The sequence below is a fragment of the Streptomyces sp. NPDC050560 genome, assembly GCF_044457285.1.
Classification (GTDB): domain Bacteria; phylum Actinomycetota; class Actinomycetes; order Streptomycetales; family Streptomycetaceae; genus Streptomyces.
In genome coordinates, this window is sequence record NZ_JBITGT010000010.1 from 133758 (window position 1) to 159279 (window position 25522).

A 25522-nucleotide genomic window follows, 5' to 3' on the forward strand; every position below is an offset into this window, starting at 1 on the left:
GTGCCGAGGGGCCGTCAGCGTGCGGCGAGGGCGGCGAGTCGGGCGTCGGCGCGGTCCGGCGCGTACAGGTGCTCGACGACCATGGCGGCGGCGCCCGCGAGCCCCGCCAGGTCGCCGAGGCGGGAGGTGACGACGTCCAGGTGCGCGGTGGTACGGGGCATGGCGCGCTGGTAGAGCAGTTCGCGGACCCCGGTGAGGAACGGGGTGCCCGCGAGGTCCCCGGCGAGCACCAGCACCCCGGGGTTGAGCACCGTCACCACCGTCACCAGGACCTCCCCGATGCGCTGCCCCGCCTCCCTGGCGAGCCGCACCGCGTCCGGCACCCCCGCGGTGAGGTGCGCGCGCACGTCGGAGCCCGAGGCGGTGGGGATGCCCGCGGCGGCGAGCCGGGCGGCGATGGCCCGGCCGCTGGCCACGGCGGCCAGACAGCCGTACGAGCCGCACATGCACAGCGCGTCGGAGGCGTCGTGCAGCCTGATGTGCCCGATGTCGCCCGCGCCGCCGTCGATGCCGCGGTACGGCTCGCCGTCGACGACGACGCCGGCGCCGATGCCGGTGGAGATCTTCACGAGGACGAAGGCGGAGCAGTCCGGGTAGTGGCGGCGCTGCTCGGCGAACGCCATCAGATTGGCGTCGTTGTCGACGAGCACCGGTATCGGGGCCCCTGCCGCCCCCACGTGCCGGGCGTACGCCTCCGCCATCGTCGCGGGGACCGGGTGCCCGTCCCAGCCGGGCATGATGGGCGGCTGGACGATCAGCCCCGTCGCCCAGTCCACGGGGCCAGGCACCGACAGCCCGATCCCGCACACCCGGGAGGCGTCGGCGCCCGCCTCGTCGAGCAGCGCGGGGAACCAGCCCGCCACCCTGTCGAGGACCGGTTCCGGGCCCTCCGCGATCTCCAGCGGCCCGGTGTGCTCGGCGAGCAGCCGCCCGTCGAGGTCGAGCACCCCGGCCCTGGCGTGCCGGGTCTCCAGGTCGACCGCGATGACGACGGCGTGCGCCGCGTCGAACTCGAGCCGGGCCGAGGGGCGGCCGCCCGTGGAGGCGCCGCCCGCGGTGTGCCGCAGCCAGCCCGCGCCGAAGAGCTGGTCGAGCCGCTGCCCGATGGTGGACCTGGAGAGGCCGGTGGCGGTCTGGAGTTCGCCGCGGGTGGTCGCCTGCCCGGTGCGGATCAGCCGCAGCAGATGGCCCGCGCTCGCCTGGTTGGACGGCATGGTGGTCGGTGGCTCCGCTCTCTCGTTCCTCGTGCGCCGCGCGCCCGCTGCCCGGGGCCCTCAGCCCTTGTCCGCGCCGCTGGTCAGACCCTCCGTCAGCAGCCGCTCGGCCGCGTAGAACAGCAGTACCACGGGAATGGTGAGGATCACCGAACCGGCCATCAGGACGGTCTTGGGCACCTCGATGCCGTTCGAGAGCTGCTGGAGGCCGAGCGAGACCGTCCACCTGTCGGGGTCGGCCGCGAGGAACAGCAGCGCGAACAGGAACTCGTTCCAGGCGATCATGAAGACGTACAACCCTGTCGCCATCAGCGACGGGAGCGCGAGCGGCAGCACCACCCTGCGCAGCGTGGTGAGCCGCCCGGCGCCGTCGAGCGCCGCCGCCTCCTCCACGCTCACCGGGATGGTGACGAAGTAGTTCTTCAGCATGTAGATCGAGACCGGCACGGTCTGCGCGATGTAGACGACGGCGAGCCCCACCAGGCTCCCCGACAGGCCGACCTTCGCGAACATCACGAACAGCGGCACCGCGAGCAGAGTGGACGGAAACAGGTACACCGCCAGGAACAGCGCGCTGACCTGACGGTTCCCGAAGAACCGCAGCCGGCTGACCGCGTAGGCGCCCGGCACCGCCGCGGCCAGCGTCAGCAGCACCGTGCCCAGCGACACCAGCAGCGAGTTCAACAGCAGCCGCAGGAAGCCCTGGCCGCCCGAGGCGGTGGATTGCAGGACGTTGCGGTAGGTGTCGAGGGTGAAGTCCTTCCCTGACACCCACAGCGAGCCGGGGTCGAGCAGCAGCGCGTCGATGGGTTTCACCGACAGCAGCAGCATGTAGCAGAAGGGCACCAGGGTGATGAGGGCGAGCACCGCGATGGTGACCCGGCGGGCCACCCCGAAGAACCGCTCCTCGAACTGCGCGCGGGTCATGACGCCTCCTTGCTGACCCTCTTGGCGAAGAACGCGAAGTACACGCCGAGCAGCACCATCAGGGCGGCGGCCAGGACGAGCGCCTGCGCCGCGGCGGCGCCGACGTCGAAGTTCGCGGTGAGGAAGTCGTAGACGCGCACCGCCACCACGTCGGTGCCCGAGCCGCCGCCGGTGAGCAGATAGACGTCGTCGAACTTGTTGAACGTCATGATGAAGCGCAGCACGCTCAGCAGCGCGATCACCGGCATCAACTGCGGCAGCAGCACGTGGCGGAACCGCTGGGTGGGGGTGGCGCCGTCCACCCGGGCCGCCTCCTCCAGGCCGGCGGGCACGGCCTGGAGCCTGGCCAGCAGGAAGAGGAAGGCGAACGGGAAGTACCGCCAGGTCTCGAAGGCGATGACGGTCAGCAGCGCGAGCGGCACGGTGACATGCGCCCCGAACACGTCGACCGCGTACGAGCGGGTGGAGAGGAACGCGACGGGGTGGTCCCAGCCGAGTACGCGCTGCCCCCAGTCGTTGACGATGCCGTACTGCGGGCTGAGCGCGACCTCCCAGACGAACGCGACGGCCACCACGGGCGCCACGTACGGCAGCAGCATCGTGCCGCGCAGCAGGCCCCTGCCGCGGAACGGGCGGCGCAGCGCGAGCGCGGCGACGAGGCCGAGCAGGATCGAGCCCGCCGTGCCGCCCACCGTGTAGGCCAGCGTGGTGCCGAGGCTCGACCAGAAGCCGGGGGAGCCGAAGACCTGGGTGAAGTTGTCGAGTGACCAGTTGCCGAAGAGTCCCGAGCCCTGGATGTCGATGAGCCTGGCGTGCTGGAACGCCAGCAGGACCGTCCACAGGATCGGGACGATCACCACCACCAGGACCACCAGGAGGGTGGGGGTGACGAAGGCGAGTCCCGCGCGGTTCTCCCGGCGGGCCGCGGTCAGGGGGCGCCGCCGTCTCGCGCCGCTCGTTGCTGTACTCATGGTCCTTCCTGGGGCCGGTGGCTACTTGAGGGACTTCTGAAGGGCGCCGACCTCGTCCTGGGACTGCCGGGCGGCCTCGGCGGGGGAGATCTGGCCGCCGGTCATCGCGCTCACCGCCTTGGGCACGGGCAACTGCCCGTTGGTGGCGCCCACCAGCGCGCCCTGGCCCTGCTTGAAGCCCCAGCGCTGCATGTGCCCGACGCCCGCGACGAGCTGGTCGAGCAGCGCGTCGGGGAAGACCTGGTCGAGCCGTCTGCGGGTGTCGACGCCGATGGTGGCGGAGCGCCAAGCGTCGAGGTATTTGTGCGGCTCGGCCGCGGTGCCGGAGCGCACCGGGATCTGGCCCTCGGGCGACATGCCGAACCAGTCCTCGTAGCCCTGGTCGACCATGTACTCGACGAACGTGCGGGACGCCGCGGTCTCGGCGGTCTTCGTGACGGTCCAGGAAGCCACCTCGCCGAACTGGGCGGGCTCGCTGCCCGCCGTGCCGGAGAGCGCGGTGACCAGGCCGGTGTGCTCGGCGAGCCACCCCTTGTCCTTCCGGCACCGGGGGCAGCTCGGCAGCGAGTCGTCGCGCAGGCCGGCCAGCTCGTCCAGCAGGAAGGTGGACCACAGGAGCATGCCGGACTGCCCGGCGAAGTAGGTGGCGCGGGTGGAGTCCACGGTCTGGGTGCCGGGGGAGCCGTAGGCGCTGCCGAGCCTGTCGTACACCTCGAAGGCGCGGCGGCAGGCGGGGGAGTCGAGGGTGACGTCGCCGCCGCCGTCGGTCAACTGGCAGTTGTTCGCCAGCGCGACGTCCTCGAAGCTCTGCTGGGTGAAGACGTCGGCGGGGTCGGTGGCGACCGCGGCCCCCACCCGGTGGCCCGTGGTGAGGGCCTTGGCGTCGCGGAGCAGGTCGGCGTAGGTGTCGGGGGCCGGGAGGCCCGCCGCGGCGAGGAGGTCCTTGCGGTAGGCGAGGACCTGGAGCCAGGCGTCGGAGGGCACGGCGAGGCGGGCGCCCTTGTCGCTGACGAGCCCGAGCGCGTTGTCGTCGAAGGTGGCGCGGCCGAGATGGCGCACGGCCTCGGTGGTGACGTCCGTGTTCAGCAGGCCGTTGGTGTACATCTGCCAGACCTGGCCGATGGGGATTCCGCCCATGACGTCCGGCAGGGTGCCGGCCGCGGCCGCCGACATGATGAGCTGCGGGAGCTGGTTCTCGTCGACGCCGACGAGCTTCACCCGGATGCCGGTCTGCTTCTCGAACCGGTCGATGATCTTCTGGGTGGCGACGGTCTGCGGCGGCAGGTTCTCCTCCGACCACACCGTGATCCGGTTGTCGGGCGCGGCGGGGCCCGTCCTGCCCCCGCAGCCGGTCAGCAGCCCCGCGGCCAGCACCGCGGCGAGGGCGGGCACGGCGATCCGCAGCCTCCCGGGCCCCTTCGTCCGGATCGCGCCCGGCCCCCGGGTCCGGAACCGCCGTCGGCCGCCCGGGGGCCCGGGGCGCTCGCCACCGCGGCTCCCGCCGCGCGCTCTCGGGCGGTTCCACTTGCGCATCGCACATCCTTAGGCCGACTTCTGCTTGATACGGATGCATCACAGCATCACTTTTGCTTGTTGACAAGACATAAGTCTGGGATATCTTCGACGTAAGCCGGACGGGGGCCCCGGCCGCACCCCCTCACCAGGAGGGCCCGCCGCACGGCGGGCGCCCGGCCCCGCCCGGCGCCACCGTCCAGGCACCCCGCCCCAGCGCCAACGTCTCGGAGTCCACGTGGAACGCGTCGTCCAGTTCACCGGCCCCCGCCAGGTCGAGGTCGCGGAGCACGAGAGTGCCCCGCTGCCCCCCGGCCACCTGCGGGTGCGCACCCGCTACTCGGGCGTCTCCGCGGGCACGGAACTCACCGCCTACCGCGGCACCAACCCGTACCTCACCCGCACCTGGGACGCCGGGGCCCGGCTGTTCAGGGAGGGCCACGCCGGCATCGCGTACCCGGTCGTCGGCTGGGGCTACTCGGAGGTCGGCGAGGTCACCGAGGTCTCGCCGGAACTGGCCGGGACGCCCGGCCTGCCCGCCGCCGGGGACCTCGTCTGGGGCATCTGGGGCCACCGCAGCGAGGGCGTCGTGCCCGCGGAGCGGATGGCGGGGCACACCCTGCCCGCGGGGCTCGACGCGCTCGCCGGCACCTTCGCCCGGGTCGGCGCCATCGCGTACAACGCCGTACTGGCCGCCGACCTCCATCTCGGCGAGGACGTCACCGTGTTCGGACAGGGCGTGATCGGGCTGCTCACCACGCGCCTCGCCGCCCTCAGCGGCGCCCGGGTCACCGCCGTGGACGCCCTCGACGGGCGCCTCGCCACGGCCCGCGCCCACGGCGCCCTGCGCACCCTCGACGCCCGCGAGGACGCGGTGGCAGAGGAGGTCCGCGCGGCCACCGAGGGCCGCGGCGCCGACGTCGCCATCGAGATCAGCGGCGCCTACCCGGCGCTCCACGAGGCGCTGCGCTCCGTCGCCGTCGGCGGGCGCGTCGTCGCCTCCGGCTTCTACCAGGGCGACGCCGTCGGGCTGCGGCTCGGCGACGAGTTCCACCACAACCGCGTCCACCTGGTCTGCTCCCAGATCGGCGGCGTGCCCCCGCAGCTCACCGGCCGCTGGAGCGTCGAGCGCCTCCAGCGGACCTTCCTCGCGCTCGTCGCCGAGGGCCGGGTCGACACGGCCTCCCTCGTCAGCCACGTCGTCCCCGCCGCGGCCGCGGCCGACGCGTACACCCTGCTCGACGAGCGCCCCGCCGACGCCCTCCAGGTCGTCCTGGAATTCTGAGAGGCCATCCGATGCCGAAGACCGCCTGCCAGGAGCAACTGCTGCCCGGCGACACCCTCCAGGAGAAGTGGGAGTTCGCGCAGGACAGCGGCTACGACGCCATCGAGCTGCGCGGCAGGGGAGAGGGCCGCTTCGCCGCCCGGCTGCCCGAACTGCGCCGCGCCCGCGCCGACGGCGTCGTCATGCCCACCGTCTGCGTCGACATGCTCCACTTCCTCGGCGCCTTCGACCCCGGCCTGCGCCGCGACGCCCTCGTCCAGATGAAGTCCCAGCTCTCCGTCATCGCCGAGATCGGCGGCACCGGCGCCCAGACCCCCGCCTCCTACGGCATGTTCTCCCGCCGCCTGCCGCCCTTCGATCCGCCCCGCGGCCCCGAGGAGGACCGCGCCGTGCTCCTCGAAGGGCTGACCGTGCTCGGCGAGCACGCGCGCGCGGAGGGCGTCACCCTCTTCCTCGAACCGCTCAACCGCTACGAGGACCACATGGTCAACCGCCTCGACCAGGCCGCCGACCTGATCCGCGAGGTCGGCCTCGACTCGGTGCGTATCGGGATCGACAGCTACCACATGAACATCGAGGAGGCCGACCCCGCGGCCGCCATCGTCGCCGCCGCCCCCTACATCGGCCACGCCCAGGTCAGCGACTCCAACCGGCTCCAGCCCGGCGCCGGGCACCTGGACTGGCCCGCATGGCTCGGCGCGCTCGACGCGATCGGCTACGACGGCCACCTCGCCGTGGAGTGCCGGCTGTCGGGCGACCCGGCGGCCGCCGTCCGCTCCATCCCCGCCCATCTGGCCAGAAACGGCGCATGAGCACCGCCCCGCGCCCCGCGCCCGCCCCCGCGACCACCACCGGACGATGACCACCACCACAGCCCCCGCCCCCACCGCCGCCCGCAGCGACCTGCGGCGCGCCGCCGTGCGCGTGCTGCTCGCCAACGCGACCGGCTCCGCCACCGTGCCCTCCCGCTCCCTCTACCCCCACCAGTGGAGCTGGGACTCCGCGTTCGTCGCCCTCGGCCTCGCCCGGCTCTCGCCCCGCCGCGCCCAGCGCGAACTGGAGACCCTGCTCGGCGCCCAGTGGGCCGACGGGCGAGTCCCGCACATCGTCTTCAACCCGGCCGTGCCCGCGGGCGCCTACTTCCCCGGGCCCGACTTCTGGCGCTCCTCGCGGGCCGGTGCCGCGGCCGGGGCCCCGCGCCGCACCGAGACCTCGGGCATCGTCCAGCCGCCCGTGCACGCGCTGGCCGCCTGGCTCGTGCACCGGGCGGCCCCCGACGCCTCGGACCGCCGCGGCTTCCTGCGCCGCGTGTACCCCCGGCTGCGCGCCTGGCACCGCTACCTCGCCAGGGAGCGCGACCACGGCGGCACGGGGCTCGTCTCCGTGATCCACCCCTGGGAGGCCGGCATGGACAACAGCCCCTGCTGGGACGGGCCGCTCTCCCGGGTCGTCCCGGCGCCCGCCGCTTCCTTCCGGCGCGCCGACCTCACCCACGCCAGCGCCGCCGACCGCCCCACCGACCTCGACTACGGGCGCTACGTCAGCCTCGCCGCCGCCTACCGCGACCAGGGCTACCGCGACGGGCCCCCGGCGGGACCGGCCGCGTTCGCCGTCGAGGACCCCGGGTTCAACGCCCTGCTCGCCGCCTCCGCCGAGGCGCTGGCCGCCATCGCCCGTACCCTCGGCGAGGACCCGGGCGAGCACCGCGCCACCGCCGCCGCCCTGCGCACCGCCCTCACGGCCCGCCTCTGGTGCCCCGAGCGCGGCCAGTTCCTCTGCCGGGACGTCACCGCCGCCGCCCTCGTCGGCGAACGCTCCGTCACGGGACTGCTGCCGCTGCTCGTCCCCGGCCTGCCGCCGGAGGCCGTCGCCGCGCTCACCGCCACCCTCACGGGACCCCACTTCGGCCTCGGCACCACCACCCGCCTCGCCCCCAGCTACGACCTGCGCGCCCCGGGCTACGACGGCTCCCGCTACTGGCGCGGCCCCGCCTGGGCCAACACCAACTGGCTCCTGGAACGCGGCCTGCGCCAGTACGGGGACACCGCGCGCGCCGACGCCCTGGCCGAAGCGCTGCTCGACTCCGCGGCGGCCACCGGGTTCGCCGAGTACACCGACCCGCTCACCGGCGAGGGCCGCGGCACCCGCGACTTCGCCTGGACCGCGGCCGTCGCCCTCGACCTGCTCGCCCGCGCGAAGGAGCGCCGGTGAACGCGCCCCGCGCGCTGCTCGTCCACGACGGCGCCTTCGCCGCGCTCGACGGGTCCCGCGACATCACCGGCGCCGCCTCCCGCAGCCCCGACGGCCTCTTCGTCCGCGACGCCCGCCACCTCAGCCGCTGGCAGGTCACCCTCGACGGCGCCGCGCCCACCGTCCTGGTGCCCGCGCACGACGAGGACGCCATCGCGGTCCTCAACCCCGAGGGCACCCGCGACGAGCCCCCCGCCTGCACCCTGCTGCGCACCCAGGCCCTCCACGGCGGCCGGCTCGTCGAGCGGCTGCGGCTGCTCAGCAACGTCCCCCACGACACCGTCGTCACCCTCGCGCTCACGGCCGACGCCGACTTCGCCGACCAGTTCGAACTACGCGCCGACCACCGCCACTACCCCAAGCCCGGCGCCCACCGCACCGCCACCGCCACCCCCGAGGGCGTCACCTTCGACTACCGCCGCGAGGACTGGCACGCCCGCACCGTCGTCACCGCGCAGCCGCCCCCCGCCGTCACCCCGGCGGACCGGGAGGCCCCCACCGCCCGCCTGCTGACCTGGCGTCTGACCCTGCCGGGACACGGCAGCGCCGAGGTGCGCGTGGACGTCACCGCGCACGCCCCCGGCGCCCCGGAAGGCCCCCCGCCGCCCGAGGGCCCCGAGGCCGCGGCCGCCCTGGTGCGCGCCGAGCGCCGCGCGTTCACCGCGGCCCCGCTCCCGGCGCCCGCGGACGGCGGCGCAGGGGAGGGCGGCGGCCACTACGGCGTGGAGCAGGGTGGCGAGGAGAGCGCCGAGGAGGGCGGTCAGGGCGGTGGTGACCTCGGCAGGGCCTGCGCCGTGGGCCTCGCGGACCTCGCCAGGCTGCTCGTCCCCGCGACCGGGGTGGACGGGGAGTCCGTACGGGTGCCGGGGGCGGGCGTGCCCTGGTTCCTCACCCTCTTCGGCCGCGACGCCCTCCTCACGTCCTTCTTCGCGCTGCCGTACCGGCCCGGCCTCGCCGCCGCCACCCTCGGCGCCCTCGCCGCCGCGCAGGCCACCGCGGACGAGCCGGAGCGCGTCGCACAGCCCGGCAAGATCGTCCACGAGGTCCGGCACGGCGAACTCGCCCGCTTCGGCCAGGTCCCGTACGGCCGCTACTACGGCTCCGTCGACAGCACCCCGCTGTTCCTCGCGCTCCTCGGCGCGCACGCCAGGCAGACCGGGGACCCGGCGCACGCCCGCCGCCTTGAGCGGCACGCACGCGCCGCGGTCGACTGGATGTTCCGCCACGGCGGACTCGACGACCACGGCTACCTCGTCTACGAGGCGGACGGGCGCGGGCTGCTCAACCAGAACTGGAAGGATTCCGCGGGCGCGATCTGCTTCCGCGACGGCACCCACGCGACCGGCGCCGTCGCGGTCGCCGAGGTCCAGGGCTACGCCTACGACGCGCTGCGCGAGAGCGCGGGGCTCGCCCGCGCCGTGTGGGGCGACCCGGTGCTGGCGCGGCGGCTCGACGGCGCCGCACGCGGCCTGCGGGAGCGCTTCACCGCCGACTTCCTGCCCGGCGGCGCCGAGGTGCCCGCCCTGGCCCTGGACGGCGCGCGGCGCCCCGTGGACGCCCCCGCGTCCGACGCGGGCCATCTGCTGTGGTCCGGCATCCTGGACCGGGCGAGCGCCGTCCGGGTCGGGCGCAGGCTGCTGCGGCCCGACTTCTTCTCCGGCTGGGGCGTGCGGACCCTCGCCGCGGGCGTCCCCGCGTACCACCCGCTCTCGTACCACCGCGGCAGCATCTGGCCGCACGACAACGCCGTGACCGTCCTCGGGCTCGCCCGGTACGGGCTGCACGCGGAGGCGGCCTTGCTGAGCAGGGGGCTGCTCGACGCCTCGGCCCACTTCGGCCACCGGCTGCCCGAGGTCATCGCCGGATACGCCAGGCCGCCGCGGTCCGCCGCCGGCCCCGTGCCCTATCCGCACGCCAACTCCCCGCAGGCGTGGGCCGCGGCGACCCCGCTCGCCCTGCTCACCGCCGCCAGAGCCGCCGGGCGGCGCGGCACCTGACCCCGCGCCGCCCGGCATGTCGGAACACCCCAATTAGTCATATAAGCGGATTATGGGTGGATTGGTTCTCCCGAGGAGAGGCAGCCCATGGCCATCCCCCCACACCGCCCCCGCACCTCGCGCCGCGCCCTCGCACTCACCGCCGTCACCGCCCTGTGCGCCCTCGCCGCCTGCGGCGCGCCCCACCGCCCGCAGCAGCACCAGCGGCCGGACAGCGCGGCGGGCGGCGCCGACCGGGTGCCCAAGGGCTTCACCCTCGTCGCGACCGGCGACGTACTGCCGCACGACTCGGTCATCGCCAGGGCACGCGCCGACGCGGGCGGCACCGGCTACGACTTCCGGCCCATGCTCGCCGGGATCAAACCCGTGGTCTCCCGCGCCGACCTGGCGATCTGCCACATGGAGACGGTGTACGGCGCCGACGGCCACTACCACGGCTACCCCACCTTCACCTCGCCCCCGCAGATCGCCCCCGCCCTCGCCGCCACCGGCTACGACTCCTGCTCCACCGCCTCCAACCACAGCCTCGACGACGGCCCCGCCGGGATCACCCGCACCCTCGACGCCCTCGACCGCGCCGGGGTCAAGCACGCCGGGAGCGCCCGCAGCGCCGCCGAGGCGTCGTCCCCCACCTGGCTGCACGCGGGCAGCGCCAAGGTCGCCCACCTCGCGTACACCTACGGCACCAACGGCATCCCGGTGCCGAAGGACAAGCCCTGGCTGGTACGGCTCACCGACCGCGACCGCGTCGTGCGCGACGCCCGGGCCGCGCGCAAGGCCGGGGCCGACGTGGTGGTCGTCTCGGTCCACTGGGGCACCGAGTGGCAGGACGCCCCCGACGCGAACCAGCTCACCCTGGCCAGACAGCTCACCGCCGCCGCGGCGGGCGACCGCCCCGCGATCGACCTCGTCCTGGGCACCCACGCCCACGTCCCGCAGGCGTACGAGAAGGTCAACGGCACCTGGGTGGTCTACGGCATGGGCGACCAGATCGCCGGAGACATGATCAACGACCGGAACCGCACCGACCCACGCGGCAACCAGGGCAGCCTCGCCCGCTTCACCTTCGCGCCGCCCGCCCACGCGGGGGAGCGCTGGCGCGTCAGCCGCGCCGAGTCCGTGCCCACCTGGTACGACACCTCCACGGGCCGCGTCACCGACCTGGCACGCGCCCTGCGCACCAGGCCGTCGCTGAAGAAGACCTACGACCGCATCCGCACCGTCGTCCTCAGCCGGGGCGCCGCCGCCGACGGGCTGCTGGTGGACCACTGACGCCGCATGGCGGCCCGCACCGCCCCGGCCTCACCCACGCCCCTCCGGCGGTGCCTCCTTGACCGGCGGCACCGGTCCGGCCAGCGCCGACCTGCGGTACGAGTAGCCGAAGTACACGCCGAGGCCGATCACGAACCACACCGCGAACCGCACCCAGGTCTGCCACTGGAGGAACGTGATCAGCCAGATCGAGAAGCCCACACCCACCACGGGCACCACCGGCATCCACGGCGTACGGAACGAGCGCGGCAGGTCGGGGCGGCGGTAGCGGAGCACGATCACCGCCACGCACACCACCACGAACGCCAGCAGGATGCCGATGTTGGTCAGCTCCGCGGCGTCGCCGATCGGCAGGAAGCCCGCGATGACCGCGGAGGCCGCCCCCACGATCCACGTCACCCGGGTCGGCACATGGCGGGTCGGGTGCGTCTTGGCGAACCACTTCGGCAGCAGCCCGTCCCTGCTCATCGAGAACCACACCCGGGTGACGCCCAGCATGAACGTGAACATCACCGTGAGGATGCCGATGATGGCGCCGACCGCGATCACGTCGGCGAGCCCGCCGAGCCCCACCGACTTGAACGCCGTCGAGAAGCCGCTCTCCGCGTCGATGTCCTTGTAGTCCTGCATGCCCGTCAGCACCAGGCAGGCCAGCACGTACAGCACCATCGCGATGACCAGCGAGTAGATGATGGCCTTCGGCATGTGCCGCTGGGCATCCTTCGACTCCTCCGCGGCCGTGCTCATCGCGTCGTAGCCGAACACCGCGAAGAACACCGTCGCCGCGCCCGTGAACGCGCCACCCGCGCCGAACGGGAAGAACGGCCGGTAGTTCCCGGTGTCGATGTGGAAGACGCCCACCGCGATCACCACGAGGACCACCAGCACCTTCAGACCCACCACCACGGTCTCGAAGCGCGCCGCGTTCTTCACGCCCAGGTTCAGCAGGTACGCGATCAGCAGGCACAGCAGCGCGGCGAACAGGTCCACCCGGTGCCCGTCGCCCGTGCCGGGCGCGCCCAGCATCCAGTCGGGCAGCGACGCCCCCATGTCGCCGAGCAGGAAGTTGAAGTAGCCCGATATGCCGATCGCCACCACCGCCACGATCGCCGTGTACTCAAGCAGCAGGTCCCAGCCGATGAACCAGCCGGGCAGCTCGCCGAGCACCGCGTAGCCGTAGGTGTAGGCAGAGCCCGCCTTCGGGATGAGCCCCGCGAACTCCGCGTACGACAGCGCGGCCGCCGCGCTCGCCACGCCCGCGATCAGGAACGAGAGCAGCACCGCGGGGCCCGCCGTGCCGTTCGCCACGGTCCCCGCGAGGGTGAAGATCCCGGCGCCGATGATGCCGCCCACCCCGATCGCGGTGAGCTGCCACAGGCCGAGCGTGCGCCGGAGCCCGGGACCCCCGTCCGCCGCGCCGTCCGCGGGCTCGTCCACCGCCGTGATCTGGTCCAGCGGTTTGCGCCGCAGGACGCCCTCGCCCATGCGCACTCGCCCCATGAGTTGACCCCTTTCGCGACGGCAGCCGATGGGCGATCATGATGGCCGACAGCCGCCCACGAGGGAAGAGCACGAAAGGGACGGGCAAGGAACGGAGTTACGGCACCACGGTGACCGGCCAGCGCCCCGCCTTCACCAGGCGGATCGCCACGGAGCCCACGATCCGGTGCCCCGCCTGCTCCGAGGCGCCCACCACCACCGCGTCGGCCTTCAGCTCGTCCGCCGCCGTCACGAGCCCGTTGTACGGGTCGCCGCGGAAGGTGTGGAACTCCCAGCGCACGTCGAATATGTCCTTGACCCGCTCGGCGGCGGTACGGATCTCGTGGATGAGGCTCTCCGCGATCTCGTCGGTGGTGTCCGCCACCGGCACCCCCATCGCCGCCCCCGCGGCCATCACCGGCTGGATGTACACCACCGCGAGCAGGGCGCGCTGCCGTCTCGCAAGACCCCCCGCGTAGGAGGCGGCGCGCAGCGACGACTCGGAGCCGTCGACACCGACGACGATCAGCTTCGGGCCGTCGGTGCCGCGTTCGAATCCCGTGGACTGTTGATCGGTCACAGGGCGGAGGCTAGCGGAAGGCGCAGCTCAGGCAAGAGTTCGCGGAGCGTGCTGACCGGACGGGAACACGGATGCCGCCGCCCGGGCCCGGACCGTTCAGCGCACTTCCACCATGCGGGCGAACACCACGACATTTCCGTCGTAACCGTTCTGCTTGGAGAATCCGCCGCCGCAGGTGATCACCCGCAACTCCGGCCGCCCGGTGTCCCGGTAGACCCGGTCGCCGGGGAAGTCCTCCTTGTCGAAGACCTCGATGCCGTAGACCTCGAAGACCGCGGTGCGCCCGTCCTCGCGGGCCACCTCGACGTGGTTGCCCTTCTTCAGCGAGCCGAGGCCGTAGAACACCGCGGGCCCCCGCTGGTTGTCGACGTGCCCCACGACCACCGCGGTGCCCTTCTCGCCGGGGGAGACCGCCCCGGTGAACCAGCCCGCCAGGTTGGAGTCGTCGGGCGGCGGCGCCCCGACCCAGCCGTCCGCGTCCAGGCCCACCGCGGTGACCGGCGCGCTCACCCGGATCGCCGGGATGGCCACCCGCTTCGGCGCCGCGTGCGACAGCGCCCGCGGTTCCTGCCCGCCCGGCGCCGCCGGGGCCCTGGTGTCGGGGGCCGCGGCCGACGCGGGCTGCGGGGGGCCCACGTCGAACTCGCCCGAGCCGTTCCTGATCAGCGCGAGACCGGTCAGCAGCACCAGCGCGAGCACGCCCCACGGCGCGCGCCTGCGCCGCGGCTCCTCCTCCGCTTCGGCCGCGTCGGCCGACCGGGACGAAGACATTCGCCATCCCCTCTCGACACGGCCGCAGCGGCCGCGTGCGGTACGCGTACCAGCACGCTAAGCGCGCCGCCCGCGGGCGGCGCGGTGGCGGCGGCGAACGGGGGAGGGGGCTGTACGGGCCCGGCACAGACCGCCGCGGGACGGCCCCCGACGGCGCCATGATCACCGTGAGCCATCCGGGGACCCGGCGTCCCACAAATTTCTGACGGTGTGTGACCTGCGGTGATATCCACCGTGTCGGACGGCGCCCGGCGTGTCGTCTCACCAGGACGGGCGAGCGCCGAAGTGCGGCCCCGCGCACCGCAACTGAGTGTTCCTCTCGAAGGCGCTCTCGCCGATCGACCGGGGACGGTTCCCCGGGGCGCCTTCGCGGAGGAACCCATGCGAACCAAACGAGCCCTGGTGGTCTCGGCCGTCTCGGTCGCCGCCATCGGACTCGCCGCCCCCACCGCGGCGGCCTGGACCGACCCGAAGAACATCACCGCGTCGCCGAGCGTGATCGCGCGCGGCGGCCAGCTCACCGTCTCCGTCGACGGCACCTCCTGCTCGCTGCCCGGCAGCACGGTGTCCTCGCCAGCCTTCCCCACCACCAAGCTCAAGGCGATGCCGGGCGGCAGCAGGGCGCAGGCCACGGTGCGGGTGAACGGGAACGCGAACCCCGGCTCCTACGACATCACCGCGCGCTGCGGCGAGGGCAGGACCCTCACCAAGCCCGCCGCGTTCACCGTCATCCGCGGCGGTGTCCAGGGCGGTCTCGGCGGCAGCAGTTCGACCGGCGCCACGCCCACCGACATGGCGATCGGCGGGGGCCTCGTGGCCGCCGCGGCCGTCGGCGGCGGGGTCTTCCTGATCCGCCGCCGCACGACCCGCACGACCCGCGCGGCCTGACACACCCCGCGCACCACACGGACTCGCCCCGGAACCACGTGAGTTCCGGGGCGAAGCCATGCGCCGCGTGCATGGCGTCAGCCGGCCTGCCTGTCCGCGCCCCGCCGCCTCGTGCGCCGCAGCGCGATCCCCAGCACCCCGGCGACCAGCAGCGCCCCCGTGGCGAGCCGGGTCGCGTCGTACCCTCCCGCGCCGCCGCCGACGCCAGCGTTCACCCCGTGGTGCGCGGGCGGCGCCACCGGGCCGCCGCCGTCGTGGCCGCCCGCGATCATCAGGTCGAGCGTGCGTACCGGCCCGTCCGCGCAGGCGAACGTCACCTGGTACTTGGCGCCCCGCTTGGCGTCCCAGAAGACCTTGGCGGTGGCCTGCCCGCCGCCGGGGCGGATGGTGACCGCGTCGAAGACCGCGGAGTCCACCGTCGTCTGCCCGCCGCAGCCGCGCGCCGTGAGCCTGACCTGCCCGCCGGGTGCGATCGTCGTCGGCTCGACGGCCGCCTCGAAACCGCCGTGGTGGTCCCCGCCGTCCGCGGCGGCCGGAACACAGCCGATCGCGGTGGCGCCGAGCAGCACGGCCGAGGCGGCGGCGCGTATCACGCGCATAGGAGTCCTCCGCGTTCCCGGGGGGCAGCCGCGGCCCGCTGCCGCGGAGCGTCGTCCATGCCCCTCGATGCCCGAAACGTTAGGGAGGCGCGCCGGACACCGCGATCGGTGTCGCGCGAACGGGTCATGCCGCTGGTCCCGACGGGGTACGTCCCCGCCGGGACCGGTGGCGCGGTGCCCGCCCGGGCTCAGTGGGCCCCGGGGAACAGCAGCATGAACGGCTCCGTGGAGGCGGAGAGCCCCCGCGCGTAGGGCGTGTCCAGATCCCAGATGAGGAAGAGCAGGAAGGCGATGAGCGCGGAGAACAGCCCCGCGAGCAGCACCTCACGCCCGGTCCTTCTGATCTGGAGCACGAACAGCATCCCCACCGTGACCACGCCGCCCGCGACCAGCCCGAACCACACCGTGCCCGGCATGGTCGGCCCGGCCGCGTCCGCGCGCGCCGAGCGTGCGTCGTCCGCCGCCATCACCTGGTCGAGCAGCGGCTGGTACGCCTGGGCCTCGAAGTCCGACGCGGGCTCGTAGTCCGTGACGTCGTGCCTGACCTTGGCCAGCAGCGTGGTGCCGCGCTTCGTGAGGGTGCCGTCGGACGCCATGGTGTCCCACTCGGCGCCCACGACCTGGTGAACGTACGCGTTGACGTCGGCCCTGACGCGGTCGCGCACCGCGGGCGGGTAGCTGCGCACCCGCTCGCTGATCTCGTGCAGCGCCTGCGCCTCGGCGTGCACATGGTCCTGGGCGGCGCTGCGCTCCTCCCAGACACCGGCGATCGCGAGGCCGAGCACGATCGCGTAGACCACGCCGATCATCATCGTCATGTACTCGATGACGTCGGGTGTCTCGGTGGGGTCGTCGTCCTCACCGATCCTGCGCTGCTTGAGCACGGTGACGGTGAGCACCACCCCGCACACCACGACCATGGCCAGCACGAGAACGAGCCATTCCGACATGGGAACCTCCTGACGGTCAACGGGGCCGCAGCACGGCGACGGCGAGCACCGCGGGCGCGGTGATCAGCAGGGTGAGGGCGACGAGGGACGGGCCGTGCCGGATCGTGCGCTGCCTCGCCTGCGGCCGGTACTCCGGGTAGCCCACGCGCTTCGCCGGAGGCGCAGGGCGCGGGGTGGGCTTCGGGGTCGGCTCGGGGGTCGGCGTGGGCGCCGGCCGGGGTGCGGCGGGCCGCGGCGCGGGGGTGGGCGCCGCCGGAGCCGGGCGCGCGGCCGGTGGCTTCGGCGCGGGCGGCGGTGACGGGGCCTTCGGCGGCGGTGGGGTCGGTGTCGGAGTCGGCGGGGGAGTCGGCGGGGGAGTCGGGGGCGGCGGGGGAGTCGGCGGCTTGGGAGGGTGCGGCGGGCACGGGTGGGGGTGGTGCGGCCACGGGGGACGCGGATGGTGGTGGTGGGGTGGATGCGGCGGGTGCGGCGGGTGCGGTGGACGGGGCGGGTGCAGCGGCCACGGCAGCCGGGGCGGGCGTGGCGCCCCGGGCGGGCGCGGCCCGTGGGGGACCTCCGCGCAGCCGCCCGCGCCGCCCGTGTGCGCGGCGGCCCGCTGCGGCGCGGCGGAGCACCCGTCCCCGGCGGCCGCCGCCACCGGAGCCGCCGCGGGAAGCAGCATCGCGCCGCCGAGCGCCCAGCCGAGGGCGAGCAGCGATATGAGTCGAACGCCCCTGGTGGGGCGCCGATGTTGGGATGTTTCCACGGCGAGAGCATGGGCGCCGCCGGGAACGCACACGCCGTAGCGGCTCCGGATTGGCCCGATCGGGCGGTGTGATGGCCCGACAGGTTTCAAGTGCGATAAGGGAGTTACCGCGGAGGCGGGGTCGCGTCGGACCCCCGCGTCGAACACCCCTGCCCGACCGTGCCGTCCGGCGCCGAAAAAACGTCGGCGAAGGTATGGCGAAAAACGATCAGTTCCCGGTCACGGGTGCGCGGCCACCGACGCCGGGCGTCGTCTTCCGGCCACCGATCTCCACCAGGGGCTTTACGGACGCGAACGGTGGGCACGACGTCGGATACCCCTCCCGCTGCGAACATTTCACGGCATTTTCCATCAAGTGCCGTCAAGTGCGCTGTCGTTCCGCCCGGCAATTGCCAACGGCAGTGACCGATAACGGATCGCCAATTTCCGTTTGGGCTCGCCCCGTTGCCGGGCGATCAGTAGATTCGGCTCGAACACCGCACCGTCCACCTCTGGGAGACTTCGATGCAGCGACCCGCCTGGGCCCCGCGGGGCATTGACATCTCGGTGCCGAGCCCCAGCCGCGTCTACGACTACTACCTGGGCGGATCGCACAATTTCGAGGTCGACAGGGAGGCCGCGCGCAGGGCCATGGGGTTCCTGCCGGGGCTGCCGAAGATCACGCAGGCGAACCGGGCCTTCATGCGGCGCGCGGTGCGCTACGCGGTCTCCGAGGGCGTCACCCGGTTCCTCGACGTGGGTTCCGGTATCCCGGCGTTCGGCAACGTCCACGAGGTGGCACGGCAGACCGCACCCGAGGCGCGGGTGGTGTACGTGGACCACGATCCCGTTGCCGTCGCACACGGTCGCGCGGTGATCGGCGACGACCGGGACACGGCCTTCGTGGCGGGGGATCTGCGCAGCCCAGCGGCGCTGCTCGGCACGGAGGAGGTTCGCTCGTTGATCGAACTGAACCTTCCCATCGCCCTGTTGACGGTTGCCGTTCTCCATTTCGTGGAGGAAAGTGACGACCCGTACGCGGCGATGGCCGAACTCCGGGCAGCGATGGCGCCCGGTAGTCTGCTCATCCTCACGCACGCCTCCTACGAAGGGATTCCGGTACCGCCCGAACAGGCGGGCGGCGCGTTGGATGTCTATGAGAGCATCCGCAGTCCGTTGATGATGCGTTCGCGTGACGAGATCGCGCGGTTCTTCGAGGGATACGACATGGTGGACCCGGGACTCGTACCGATGCCGAACTGGCGGCCCGACACCCCTCCCGAGGACGAGGACCCCTTTGCCTTCTCGGGCCTCGCGGGCGTGGGGCGCGCGGCGTGAGGGCCGAGCCGGACGGGCCGGAGGACAGACTGCGCAGGTTCGCCACCATCTGGGGACGCGCGGTGTTCCCGGTGACCGCGACCTCCCTCGACCGCCCCGAGTTCGAGCGGCTGCTGCTGCCGCTCGCCAGGAACCTCAGGGACGCGCTGCTCGCGCGCACCTTCGACGCGGCCGGCGGACAGGCCGCGGGCGCCGCGCTCGTCGACGCGCACTGCACCAACCCCGAGGCGCTGAGCAGGACCCTCGACGTCGTCGACGCGTACCTCGTCCTCTACTGCGGGGGCGACGGCCCACGCGAGGACCTGCGCTCCCGCTCCTCCCGTATCCAGCACGCGATGGCCGCCGGGTACGCCGCGGCGCTGCGCGAGCGCACCCTCGCCGAGCAGGAGGCCATCGCCAGGGCCGCGCTCGACGCGCGCAGCGCGGTCGCCGAGGCGCTGCACGCCAGCGAGGCGCGCTTCCGCGCGATCTTCGAGGACGCCCCCATAGGCATCGGGATATCCGGCCTCGACGGCACGGTCCTCGACGTCAACGACGCCCTGGTGCGGATGTTCGGCGGCAACGAACAAATGGTTCGCGACCGCAATGTCTCGACCTGGGCGCACCCGGACGACGCCCCCCAGATCTGGCGGCTCTACGAGGAGCTGGTCCACGGAGTACGCGACCACTTCCGGGTGGAGAAGGCGTTCGGCAGGCCCGACGGCACCGTGCTGTGGACCAACCTCACCGCCTCGCTGCTGCGCGACGCCGACGGCGAGCCGCAGTACATGCTCGTCATCGTCGAGGACACCACGGAGCGGCGGCTGCTCAACCTGCGGCTGCGCTACGAGGCCACCCATGACGCGCTCACCGGGCTCCCCAACAGGACCCTCTTCTTCGAGCGCCTCGAGAAGGTGCTCGGCGCGGGCGACGGCAGCGGCTTCGGGCTCTGCTACCTCGACCTGGACGGCTTCAAGACCATCAACGACAGCCTCGGGCACGCCGTCGGCGACCGGGTGCTCGTCGAGGTCGCCGACCGGCTCCAGGCGTGCGCCACCGCACCCGGCGAGATGATCGCCAGGCTCGGCGGCGACGAGTTCGTGGCGCTGACCACCGGACCCCGCGGCACCACCGATGTCGACGACCTCGCCGACCGCATCATGCACGCGCTCGACGGCCCCATCAGCGTCGACGGCCGCCAGTTGACGGTCCGCGGCAGCATCGGCATCGTCGAGGGCCCCGCCGCCGAGCGCACCCCCGCAGAGGTGCTGCGCAGCGCCGACATCAGCATGTACCGGGCCAAGTCGGCGGGCGGCAACCGCTGCGAGACCGCCGACCCCGAGACCGAGGCGCGCACCATCACCCGGCACGGCCTGACGAACGCGCTGCCCGCCGCCCTCGAACGCGGCGAGTTCTTCATCGAGTACCAGCCGCTCGTGCACCTCGCCGACGGCAGCGTGCGCGGCGCGGAGGCGCTGGTGCGCTGGACCCACCCGCAGCACGGGGTGATCAGCCCCGACCGCTTCATCCCGCTCGCCGAGCGCACCGGCCTGATCGTGCCGCTCGGCCGCTGGGTGCTTGAGGAGTCGGTGCGGCAGGCCAAGCGGTGGCAGGACGGGGAGGGCGGTGTGGGCCCGCTGCGGGTCAACGTGAACCTCTCGCCCTGCCAGCTCACCCACCCGGGGCTCGTCGCCGACACCCTGGAGATCCTGGAGCGCACCGGGCTCGACCCCGACGCGCTCTGCCTCGAAGTCACCGAGTCCGCGCTCATCGGCGCCGACGACGACCTGCTGAAACCGCTGCGGCGGCTGGCCGAGCACGGCATCGACATCGCCCTCGACGACTTCGGCACCGGCTACTCCAACCTCGCCAACCTGCGCCGGCTGCCGGTGAGCGACCTGAAGCTCGACCGGTCCTTCACCCAGGGCATGCAGCAGTACCCGGCCGACCCCGTCGACCTGAAGATCGTCGAGGGCATCGTCTCGCTCGCCCACAGCCTCGACCTCTCGGTCACCGTGGAGGGCGTGGAGACCGCCGCCCAGGCGGAACAACTGCGCCACATGGGCTGCGACACGGCCCAGGGCTGGTACTACGCCCGCCCGGGCCCGCCGGACCGCCTCCACCAGCTTGTCTACGCGGACGTGACGGCCTGAGACCCCCGCCGCCGCGGGGGGAGGCGGCCCCCTGAAGGAATCCCACCGCGACGGCGAGCAACCACGGGAGCCCCGCCCGGCGGCCCCCGTCACGCCTGCGGCCCCCCGCGGCCCCGCTCAGCGCGCGAGCAGCATCCGCTGCAACTCCCGCGCCGCCCGGGGCGGCGCGACATCGCTGCGGTGCGCCAGCGCGATCGTCCGGTACAGGCCGGGCCGCGCCAGCGGAGTCACCCGCAGCCCCCGCCCCGACCGCGCGGCGACCATGTGCGGCACCACCGCCACCCCGAGCCCCGCCCGTACGAACCCGAGCACCGCGTCCATCTCGCCGCCCTCCACCGCGAGGTCCGGCTCGAACCCTTCGGCACGGCACGCCGCAACCGTTAGCTCCCGCAAATCGTAGCCGTGCCGGAACATCACGAGGCGCTCGCCCTCCAGATCCGCGATCCGTACGGGGCGGCCCCCGCCGGGCTCCCTGGCCTCGGGCGAGGAGACCACCACCAGGTCCTCGCGCAGCAGCTCCACGGTGGTCAGCGCGGGGGAGGGCGTCGGCAGCGGCAGCACCACGAGCGCCAGGTCGAGCGCGCCGCGCGCCAGCTCGCGTACCAGGTCGTGTGAGCCGCCCTCCTCGATCAGCAGCCTGATCCCCGGGTAGCGGTCGTGGAACTCGCGCAGCACGTCGGGCAGCAGCCCCGTGCACAGGCTCGGGGTCGCGCCGAGCCGCACCCGGCCGCTGCGGAGCTGCGCCAGCTCGTGCACCTCCTGGCGCGCGGTGTCCGCGTCGGCGAGGATGCGCCTGGCCAGCGGCAGCAGCGCCTCTCCCGCGTCCGTGAGGGCGATGTTCCCCCTGGCCCGCTGGAACAGGTCGGCGCCCAGCTCCCGCTCAAGCGCCCGGATCTGCTGGGAGAGCGAGGGCTGCGCCACATGCACGGTCTCGGCGGCCCGGGTGAAGTGCCGGGTCTCCGCGACCGCCACAAAGTACTGGAGCTGCTGGAACTGCACGGCCCCAGCGTACCCACGATAGGCAACGCCTATGGGAATGAGGTGATCCATCTCTTGGACTGATGGCGATCCCTGGTCATACCGTTCATGACATGGCTCTGGCAACGCGGACGGACCGACGGCCGTCCTTTGCTCGCACTCTGTGGGACTCCACCGTCGGCAAGAAGACGGTGATGGCCGTCAGCGGCATCCTCATGCTGCTGTACCTGGTCGTACACATGTACGGCAACCTGAAGATCTTCTTCGGGCCCGGCACCTTCAACGAGTACGCCCACTGGCTGCGCACCATCGGCGAGCCCTTCATGCACTACGAGTGGACGCTGTGGATCATCCGCGCCCTCCTCGTCGTCGCCGTGGTCGCCCACATCGTCTCCGCGTACCAGCTCAGCAAGCGGGACCTCAAGGCCCGCCCCAGCAAGTACGTCCACACCAGGGCCAGGGCGAGCTTCGCCACCAACACCATGCGGTGGGGCGGCGTCATCCTCGCCCTCTTCATCGTCTGGCACATCCTCGACCTCACCACGGGCGACGCCCACCCCGGCGGCTTCCAGCCCGGACACCCGTACCAGAACGTCGTGGACACCTTCTCCACCTGGTACGGAAACACGATCTACATCGTCGCCATGCTCGCGCTCGGCCTGCACATCCGGCACGGCTTCTGGAGCGCGGCCCAGACCCTCGGCGTCGGCAGCCGCACCCGCGACCGCGTCCTCAAGTCGCTCGCCAACATCCTCGCGCTCCTGCTGACCGTGGGCTTCATCGCCGTACCCGTCGGTGTCATGACCGGATTGGTGGACTGACATGACGTCCTACGCCCAGTACTCGACCGGCGAGCCCGTCGCCGACGCCAAGGCCCCCGAGGGCCCGGTGGGCGAGCGGTGGGACACCCGCCGCTTCCAGGCGAAGCTCGTCAACCCCGCCAACCGCCGCAAGCACACCGTCATCGTCGTCGGCACCGGGCTCGCGGGCGGCTCCGCGGGCGCCACCCTCGCGGAACAGGGCTACCACGTCGTCCAGTTCTGCTACCAGGACTCCCCGCGCCGCGCCCACTCCATCGCCGCGCAGGGCGGCATCAACGCCGCCAAGAACTACCGCAACGACGGCGACTCGATCTACCGGCTCTTCTACGACACGGTCAAGGGCGGCGACTTCCGCTCCCGCGAGTCCAACGTCCACCGGCTCGCCCAGATCTCCGTCGAGATCATCGACCAGTGCGTCGCCCAGGGCGTCCCCTTCGCCCGCGAGTACGGCGGCCTCCTCGACACCCGCTCCTTCGGCGGCGTCCAGGTCTCCCGCACCTTCTACGCACGCGGCCAGACGGGACAGCAGCTCCTGCTCGGCGCCTACCAGGCGCTCTCCCGGCAGATCGCCGCGGGCAACGTGGAGATCCACCCCCGCACCGAGATGCTCGACCTCATCGTCGTCGACGGCCGCGCCCGCGGCATCGTCGCCCGCGACCTGGTCACCGGCGAGATGCAGAGCCACTTCGCCGACGCGGTGGTCCTCGCCAGCGGCGGCTACGGCAACGTCTTCTACCTGTCGACGAACGCCATGAACTCCAACGCCACCGCGATCTGGCGCGCCCACCGCAAGGGCGCCTACTTCGCGAACCCCTGCTACACCCAGATCCACCCCACCTGCATCCCGCGCACCGGCGACCACCAGTCCAAGCTGACCCTGATGAGCGAGTCGCTGCGCAACGACGGCCGCATCTGGGTGCCGAAGACCAAGGGCGACACCCGCCCGCCGAACGAGATCCCCGAGGACGAGCGCGACTACTACCTGGAGCGCATCTACCCCTCCTTCGGCAACCTGGTCCCCCGCGACATCGCCTCCCGCGCCGCGAAGAACGCCTGCGACGAGGGCCGCGGCGTCGGCCCCGGCGGCCAGGGCGTCTACCTCGACTTCGCCGACGCCATCAAGCGCATGGGCCGCGAGAAGGTCGCCGAGAAGTACGGCAACCTCTTCGACATGTACGAGCGGATCACCGCGGAGAACCCGTACGAGGTCCCGATGCGGATCTACCCCGCCGTGCACTACACGATGGGCGGCCTCTGGGTCGACTACGACCTCCAGACCAGCGTCCCAGGACTGTTCGCGATCGGCGAGGCCAACTTCTCCGACCACGGGGCCAACCGCCTCGGCGCCAGCGCCCTGATGCAGGGCCTCGCCGACGGCTACTTCGTACTGCCCGCGACGATCAACGACTACCTCGCGCGCAACCCGCACGCCGAGCAGGTCACCGCGGAGCACCCCGAGGCGCAGGCCGTCCTTGAGGAGACCAAGGACCGCCTCGCCCGGCTGCTCGCCGTCGACGGCGACCGCACCCCCGACTCCTTCCACCGGGAGATCGGCGAGCTGATGTGGGAGTTCTGCGGCATGGCCCGCACCGAGGAGGGCCTGTACAAGGCACTCGACCGCATCCCGCAGATCCGCGAGGAGTTCTGGCGCCGCATCAAGGTGCCGGGCACCGGCGAGGAGTTCAACCAGTCGCTGGAGCGCGCCAACCGCGTCGTCGACTACCTGGAGCTGGCCGAGCTGATGTGCCTCGACGCACTGCACCGCAGCGAGTCCTGCGGCGGCCACTTCCGCGAGGAGTCCCAGACCCCGGACGGCGAGGCCGCCCGTAAGGACGAGGAGTTCTCCTACGCCGCCGCCTGGGAGTACACCGGCACCGGCGAGGCCCCCGTCCTGCACAAGGAAGACCTGGTCTTCGAGTACGTCCACCCCACTCAGCGGAGCTATGCATGAAGCTCACCCTGCGCGTCTGGCGCCAGAAGAACGCCGACGCCGAAGGCGCCATGTCCACCTACGAGGTGGACGGCATCTCGCAGGACATGTCGTTCCTCGAAATGCTCGACACCCTCAACGAGGAACTCACCCTCAAGGGGGAGGACCCGGTCGCCTTCGACCACGACTGCCGCGAGGGCATCTGCGGCGCGTGCAGCCTCGTCATCAACGGCGACGCCCACGGCCCCGAGCGCACCACCACGTGCCAGCTCCACATGAGGGCCTTCGAGGACGGCGACACCATCGACATCGAGCCCTGGCGCGCCTCCGCCTTCCCGGTCATCAAGGACCTGGTGGTGGACCGCACCGCGTTCGACCGCATCATCCAGGCCGGCGGCTACGTCACCGCGCCCACCGGTGCCGCCCCCGAGGCGCACTCCACCGCCGTGCCCAAGGCCGACGCGGACTTCGCCTTCGAGCACGCCGAGTGCATCGGCTGCGGCGCCTGCGTCGCCGCGTGCCCCAACGGCGCCGCGATGCTGTTCACCTCCGCCAAGGTGAACCACCTCAACGTGCTGCCCCAGGGCGCGCCCGAGCGCGAGACCAGGGTGCTCGACATGGTCTCCCAGATGGACGAGGAGGGCTTCGGCGGCTGCACCCTCGCCGGGGAGTGCGCCACCGCCTGCCCGAAGGGCATCCCGCTGATGTCCATCACCGGCATGAACCGCGAGTGGCTGCGCGCCACCCGCAAGGCCGCCAAGAGGTGACCTGACCCACCCGGCACCACCCGGCCCCCGGCGCCCCCGCACAGGACGGCGCCGGGGGCCGCGCCGTGCCCGCCCGCCTGCCCGTGCCAGGAGCGGCGTTACTTAAGGCGCCGCTCACCCACTCTCCTGTCGCGCGA

At 73.1% G+C, this 25522-nt stretch carries 22 protein-coding genes; 11 read left to right on the top strand and 11 right to left on the bottom strand.

Annotated features, from left to right (window positions below; all coding sequences use genetic code 11):
- Positions 1 to 14: 14 nt before the first annotated feature.
- The 4 genes from ACIBIW_RS23645 to ACIBIW_RS23660 are packed head-to-tail and all read right to left on the bottom strand — an operon-like array spanning position 15 to position 4510.
- Positions 15 to 1214, bottom strand: a complete 1200-nt coding sequence (locus ACIBIW_RS23645) for an ROK family protein (RefSeq protein WP_399338980.1) — start codon at positions 1212 to 1214, stop codon at positions 15 to 17.
- A 60-nt stretch (positions 1215 to 1274) separates the two neighbouring features.
- Complete coding sequence (locus ACIBIW_RS23650; protein WP_399338981.1) at positions 1275 to 2141, bottom strand: carbohydrate ABC transporter permease; 867 nt, start codon at positions 2139 to 2141, stop codon at positions 1275 to 1277.
- A complete protein-coding gene (locus ACIBIW_RS23655; RefSeq protein WP_399338982.1) occupies positions 2138 to 3112 on the bottom strand; it encodes a carbohydrate ABC transporter permease in 975 nt (324 codons plus the stop codon). The genes ACIBIW_RS23650 and ACIBIW_RS23655 overlap by 4 nt, the downstream gene beginning before the upstream one ends.
- A gap of 21 nt (positions 3113 to 3133) precedes the next feature.
- A complete protein-coding gene (locus ACIBIW_RS23660; protein WP_399339207.1) occupies positions 3134 to 4510 on the bottom strand; it encodes an ABC transporter substrate-binding protein in 1377 nt (458 codons plus the stop codon).
- Positions 4511 to 4862: 352 nt separating this feature from the next.
- On the opposite strand from ACIBIW_RS23660, the gene ACIBIW_RS23665 reads away from it, so the two are divergent.
- From ACIBIW_RS23665 to ACIBIW_RS23685, 5 genes are all read left to right on the top strand, one after another.
- Positions 4863 to 5909: a zinc-binding alcohol dehydrogenase gene (locus ACIBIW_RS23665; protein ID WP_399338983.1), complete on the top strand. Its 1047-nt coding sequence runs from the start codon at positions 4863 to 4865 to the stop codon at positions 5907 to 5909.
- A gap of 11 nt (positions 5910 to 5920) precedes the next feature.
- A complete protein-coding gene (locus ACIBIW_RS23670; protein WP_399338984.1) occupies positions 5921 to 6721 on the top strand; it encodes a sugar phosphate isomerase/epimerase family protein in 801 nt (266 codons plus the stop codon).
- 46 nt (positions 6722 to 6767) lie between these two features.
- Positions 6768 to 8120 (top strand): MGH1-like glycoside hydrolase domain-containing protein, encoded by a 1353-nt coding sequence (locus tag ACIBIW_RS23675; protein WP_399338985.1) that lies wholly within the window; start codon positions 6768 to 6770, stop codon positions 8118 to 8120.
- On the top strand, positions 8117 to 10156 hold the full coding sequence (locus ACIBIW_RS23680; protein ID WP_399338986.1) for a glycogen debranching N-terminal domain-containing protein: 2040 nt from the start codon (positions 8117 to 8119) through the stop codon (positions 10154 to 10156). The genes ACIBIW_RS23675 and ACIBIW_RS23680 overlap by 4 nt, the downstream gene beginning before the upstream one ends.
- A gap of 87 nt (positions 10157 to 10243) precedes the next feature.
- The gene (locus tag ACIBIW_RS23685) at positions 10244 to 11428 is read left to right on the top strand and encodes a CapA family protein (protein WP_399338987.1); all 1185 of its coding nucleotides are present in this window, start codon (positions 10244 to 10246) and stop codon (positions 11426 to 11428) included.
- Between the two features lie 30 nt (positions 11429 to 11458).
- Here the strand turns inward: ACIBIW_RS23685 and ACIBIW_RS23690 are convergent, their stop codons facing one another.
- From ACIBIW_RS23690 to ACIBIW_RS23700, 3 genes are all read right to left on the bottom strand, one after another.
- On the bottom strand, positions 11459 to 12928 hold the full coding sequence (locus tag ACIBIW_RS23690) for an amino acid permease (RefSeq protein WP_399338988.1): 1470 nt from the start codon (positions 12926 to 12928) through the stop codon (positions 11459 to 11461).
- Between the two features lie 97 nt (positions 12929 to 13025).
- Positions 13026 to 13487, bottom strand: coding sequence for a universal stress protein (locus ACIBIW_RS23695; RefSeq protein WP_399338989.1), 462 nt, complete (start codon positions 13485 to 13487; stop codon positions 13026 to 13028).
- Positions 13488 to 13583: 96 nt separating this feature from the next.
- Positions 13584 to 14258, bottom strand: coding sequence for a class F sortase (locus ACIBIW_RS23700; protein ID WP_399338990.1), 675 nt, complete (start codon positions 14256 to 14258; stop codon positions 13584 to 13586).
- 381 nt (positions 14259 to 14639) lie between these two features.
- Here ACIBIW_RS23700 and ACIBIW_RS23705 point away from each other — a divergent pair, with 381 nt between their 5' ends.
- Positions 14640 to 15146: a hypothetical protein gene (locus ACIBIW_RS23705; RefSeq protein WP_399338991.1), complete on the top strand. Its 507-nt coding sequence runs from the start codon at positions 14640 to 14642 to the stop codon at positions 15144 to 15146.
- 77 nt (positions 15147 to 15223) lie between these two features.
- On the opposite strand, the gene ACIBIW_RS23710 is transcribed toward ACIBIW_RS23705, so the two are convergent.
- From ACIBIW_RS23710 to ACIBIW_RS23720, 3 genes are all read right to left on the bottom strand, one after another.
- Positions 15224 to 15745, bottom strand: coding sequence for a hypothetical protein (locus ACIBIW_RS23710; protein ID WP_399338992.1), 522 nt, complete (start codon positions 15743 to 15745; stop codon positions 15224 to 15226).
- A 188-nt stretch (positions 15746 to 15933) separates the two neighbouring features.
- On the bottom strand, positions 15934 to 16695 hold the full coding sequence (locus tag ACIBIW_RS23715) for a DUF4239 domain-containing protein (protein ID WP_399338993.1): 762 nt from the start codon (positions 16693 to 16695) through the stop codon (positions 15934 to 15936).
- Between the two features lie 16 nt (positions 16696 to 16711).
- Positions 16712 to 16840: a hypothetical protein gene (locus ACIBIW_RS23720; protein ID WP_399338994.1), complete on the bottom strand. Its 129-nt coding sequence runs from the start codon at positions 16838 to 16840 to the stop codon at positions 16712 to 16714.
- Positions 16841 to 17944: 1104 nt separating this feature from the next.
- Here ACIBIW_RS23720 and ACIBIW_RS23725 point away from each other — a divergent pair.
- Both ACIBIW_RS23725 and ACIBIW_RS23730 read left to right on the top strand, forming a co-directional pair.
- Entirely contained in the window at positions 17945 to 18757 is an 813-nt protein-coding gene (locus ACIBIW_RS23725; RefSeq protein ID WP_399338995.1) for an SAM-dependent methyltransferase, read from the top strand.
- A complete protein-coding gene (locus ACIBIW_RS23730) occupies positions 18754 to 20889 on the top strand; it encodes a putative bifunctional diguanylate cyclase/phosphodiesterase (RefSeq protein WP_399338996.1) in 2136 nt (711 codons plus the stop codon). Before ACIBIW_RS23725 ends, ACIBIW_RS23730 begins: the two co-directional genes overlap by 4 nt.
- 117 nt (positions 20890 to 21006) lie before the next feature.
- On the opposite strand, the gene ACIBIW_RS23735 is transcribed toward ACIBIW_RS23730, so the two are convergent.
- On the bottom strand, positions 21007 to 21888 hold the full coding sequence (locus tag ACIBIW_RS23735; protein WP_399338997.1) for a LysR family transcriptional regulator: 882 nt from the start codon (positions 21886 to 21888) through the stop codon (positions 21007 to 21009).
- Positions 21889 to 21980: 92 nt separating this feature from the next.
- Between ACIBIW_RS23735 and ACIBIW_RS23740 the strand changes: the two genes are divergently transcribed.
- The 3 genes from ACIBIW_RS23740 to ACIBIW_RS23750 are packed head-to-tail and all read left to right on the top strand — an operon-like array spanning position 21981 to position 25385.
- Positions 21981 to 22688: a succinate dehydrogenase gene (locus ACIBIW_RS23740; protein WP_399338998.1), complete on the top strand. Its 708-nt coding sequence runs from the start codon at positions 21981 to 21983 to the stop codon at positions 22686 to 22688.
- 1 nt (position 22689) lies between these two features.
- Positions 22690 to 24639 carry a fumarate reductase/succinate dehydrogenase flavoprotein subunit gene (locus tag ACIBIW_RS23745; protein ID WP_399338999.1) on the top strand — a complete coding sequence of 650 codons (1950 nt, stop codon included), beginning with the start codon at positions 22690 to 22692 and terminating at the stop codon, positions 24637 to 24639.
- Positions 24636 to 25385 (top strand): succinate dehydrogenase/fumarate reductase iron-sulfur subunit, encoded by a 750-nt coding sequence (locus ACIBIW_RS23750; RefSeq protein ID WP_399339000.1) that lies wholly within the window; start codon positions 24636 to 24638, stop codon positions 25383 to 25385. Before ACIBIW_RS23745 ends, ACIBIW_RS23750 begins: the two co-directional genes overlap by 4 nt.
- The last annotated feature ends 137 nt before the right edge of the window (positions 25386 to 25522 follow it).